Raw genomic sequence first — 2916 nt, 5'->3', positions numbered from 1 at the left:
GTGTGACGTGAAAGTCGTCTATTAAACTGTTTAGCACTGACTAAACCGAGTGTTTTGCCACTCGTACCCTACTAAACTGTATAAGTACAGTAATGTCTTATGCAAAGCGTTTAGGACAATGAACCCGCCCGAAAAGGAGAAGTTCGGTCTGTGAAGAAGGAACGATGCTATAAGTGTCAAGTTGGCACGGGGGCTAGGGTGAACGGTATGGATAACAGAAGTGAATGATCGTAAGCATCGTTAAATCGAACAAGCCAAAGACACTGACAGGCTTGGACCAAAAGGTATGTGGTAGGTTATCAGCGTGAACGCATCTGATACGCAAACATAAACACCACCGGTGTATAGATCAATCCTAACCCGCTCGTTGTTTGATAGGTGGAACACGGAAACCCCATATATCTCTGGGTAATTTCTTTACTCAGTAAGGTTGATCATGAGAAAGACTGATGGATATGTGGGATTGGGAGTGTGGAAAAAGTGAATGCTCATCTGTAATGGATGAGATACAGGTTTAAACGTTATCTGGCTCGAAAGAGAACTGACGTCCACTACGGTCATCTTGAACAAGATTGTTTGTAAAACCTTTTAAGTGAGGAAAGCAGATGGTTACAGGTAAAATTGTAAGTGCACCTTTCGGTACAGCAGAACACTGGAATCAAATTAACTGGTTTCAGTGTAAAAAAAATACCAGAAGGCTACAAGCTCGTATTGTTCAGGCAACAAAAGCTAGGAGATGGAATAAAGTGAAAACTTTACAACGCCTCCTCACACGTAGTTTTAGTGCTAAAGCGTTGGCAGTAAAACGCGTAACTTCAAATAAAGGAAAATGTACAGCTGGTGTTGACAACCAGTTGTGGCAGAGCCCTTCAGCAAAATCTCAAGGAATTGCAAACCTGAGGCAACGAGGATATCGCTCTCAACCTTTGAGACGAGTCTATATCCCCAAACCTACAGGCAGCAAGCGACCTCTTAGTATTCCCACTATGAAAGATCGAGCGATGCAGGCCTTATATCTTATGGGACTTGATCCTGTTGCAGAAACAATAGGAGATAGACACTCATACGGATTTAGGAAACATCGCTCAGCTGCTGATGCGATAAGCCAGATCCACAAAACTTTGGCGGGACGCGACAGATCGCAATGGATCCTAGAGGCGGATATTAAGAAGTGTTTTGATGAAATAGACCATTGCTGGTTAGAAAGCTCAATTCCAATAGAAAAGAATATTCTCAGCAAATGGTTAAAATCTGGGTTCATAGAAAAACAAATGTTCCGCTTCACAATAGCAGGGACTCCACAAGGAGGAATTATCTCCCCTGTACTTGCTAACTTGACCCTTGATGGTTTCGAAAATGTTATCAGTAAACATTTCGGGAAGAAGGGAACAAGAAAACGCAAGAAATATGGTGTGCACGTGATTCGCTACGCGGATGACTTCATAGTAACACTGGAAAATCAAAAGAAATTCTTGAGACTAAAGTTAAAAGGCTAGTAGAGGATTTCCTCAGCGACAGAGGGTTAACTCTATCCACAGGAAAAACCAAGATCACACACGTAGAACAGGGATTTGATTTTCTAGGTCAGACAGTACGTAAGTACGAAAGGAAGATAATCATCAAACCTTCAGCAGAAAGTACAAACCGACTTCTGAAGCGCATCCGGTGCTTGATTCGTAAGAACTGCGCAGCAACCCAAGAAAAAGTAATAGAACTGCTCACACCTCAAATTCGAGGGTGGGTCTATTACCACAGGGGAATATGCGCAAGAAAAGCTTATGAGAAAGTGGATTCTGAGATTTTTAAAGCCTTATGGCAATGGTCAAAACGCAGACACCCTAATAAAGGCTTACGCTGGATTAAGGAGAAATACTTTAAAACAAAAGAAGCCAGAAGATGGTGCTTTGCAGCGCTGACTAAGAATAAAGGTACAGTTGAGTGGAAGGAACTCTTTCAAGCAACAAGCGTACCAATTCGTCGCCACAAGAAAATTCAAGCTGAGGCAAATCCCTACGATAAAGAATGGTATGCCTACTTTGAAAAACGTAGATCAAATAATCCTTCTCTTTATGAGGATGATAAGATATGATTAATGTTAATCCTAGTAAGGAATTTGAAATGCCAGAATATTTGAAGGAAGCTGTTGCCGGTTCTCGAGAAAAGGACTTAAGATGGCTCGAGCCGTATGAAGGGAAACTTTCAAGTACGGTTCCTAGAGGAGAGTTTAGTGGAAAATATCTCAGTCCACTAAACTCTTACTCGTTCAAGAGAATATTTGGTACTGAGAGGAATAAAGACATTCTCATTCATTTCTTGAACGATATTTTAGGCTTTACTGGCTTAGCTGCTATTCACGATGTTGAATTCTTAGCTACCATTTTGGACCCAGAGATTGCCGCCAAAAAGCAGAGTATTGTCGATGTTCTTTGTAAGGACTCTCAAGGTTCCAGATACATCATAGAGATGCAGTTCACTAAGACCAAAGGCTTCGAAAAGCGTGCTCAGTATTATGCTGCTAAAGCCTACTCAAGTCAAGCTGATCAAGGTGATGAGTATCATAATCTCAAGGAAATTATCTTTATTGCTGTTGCTGATTGCATTATTTTTCCAGATAAGGCTGAGTACAAATCAAATCATGTCATCTTGGATAAAAATAGCTTTGAACATGACTTGAAGGATTTTTACTTCGTATTTATAGAGCTACCAAAATTTACAAAAACCAAAGAAGACCAACTAGAAAATATAGTAGAAAAATGGTGTTATTTTTTTCGTATATGCAGGAGAAACAAGGGAAGAGGATCTAGATAAGATAGTTGGTAGTGACGTAATAATAAAACGAGCTTATGAAGAGATGAATAAGTTTAATTGGTCAGAAGAAGAGTTACTAGCATATGAGCAAAGGAAAAAGCGTATAAT

Annotated in this window: 2 protein-coding genes and 1 pseudogene; all 3 read left to right on the top strand. The window is 40.3% G+C overall.

Translation table 11 applies throughout. The features are described from left to right. The first annotated feature begins 605 nt into the window (after positions 1 to 605). Complete coding sequence (locus tag Wcon_RS08675) at positions 606 to 1496, top strand: reverse transcriptase domain-containing protein (RefSeq protein WP_114517629.1); 891 nt, start codon at positions 606 to 608, stop codon at positions 1494 to 1496. Next, positions 1469 to 2089: a group II intron maturase-specific domain-containing protein gene (locus Wcon_RS08670; protein WP_114517628.1), complete on the top strand. Its 621-nt coding sequence runs from the start codon at positions 1469 to 1471 to the stop codon at positions 2087 to 2089. Before Wcon_RS08675 ends, Wcon_RS08670 begins: the two co-directional genes overlap by 28 nt. Positions 2090 to 2271: 182 nt before the next feature. Then, a pseudogene (locus Wcon_RS08665) lies at positions 2272 to 2916 on the top strand (Rpn family recombination-promoting nuclease/putative transposase); the annotation flags it as partial.

The organism is Wolbachia endosymbiont of Cylisticus convexus (assembly GCF_003344345.1).
This window is presented reverse-complemented; position numbering and strand designations above follow the sequence as displayed.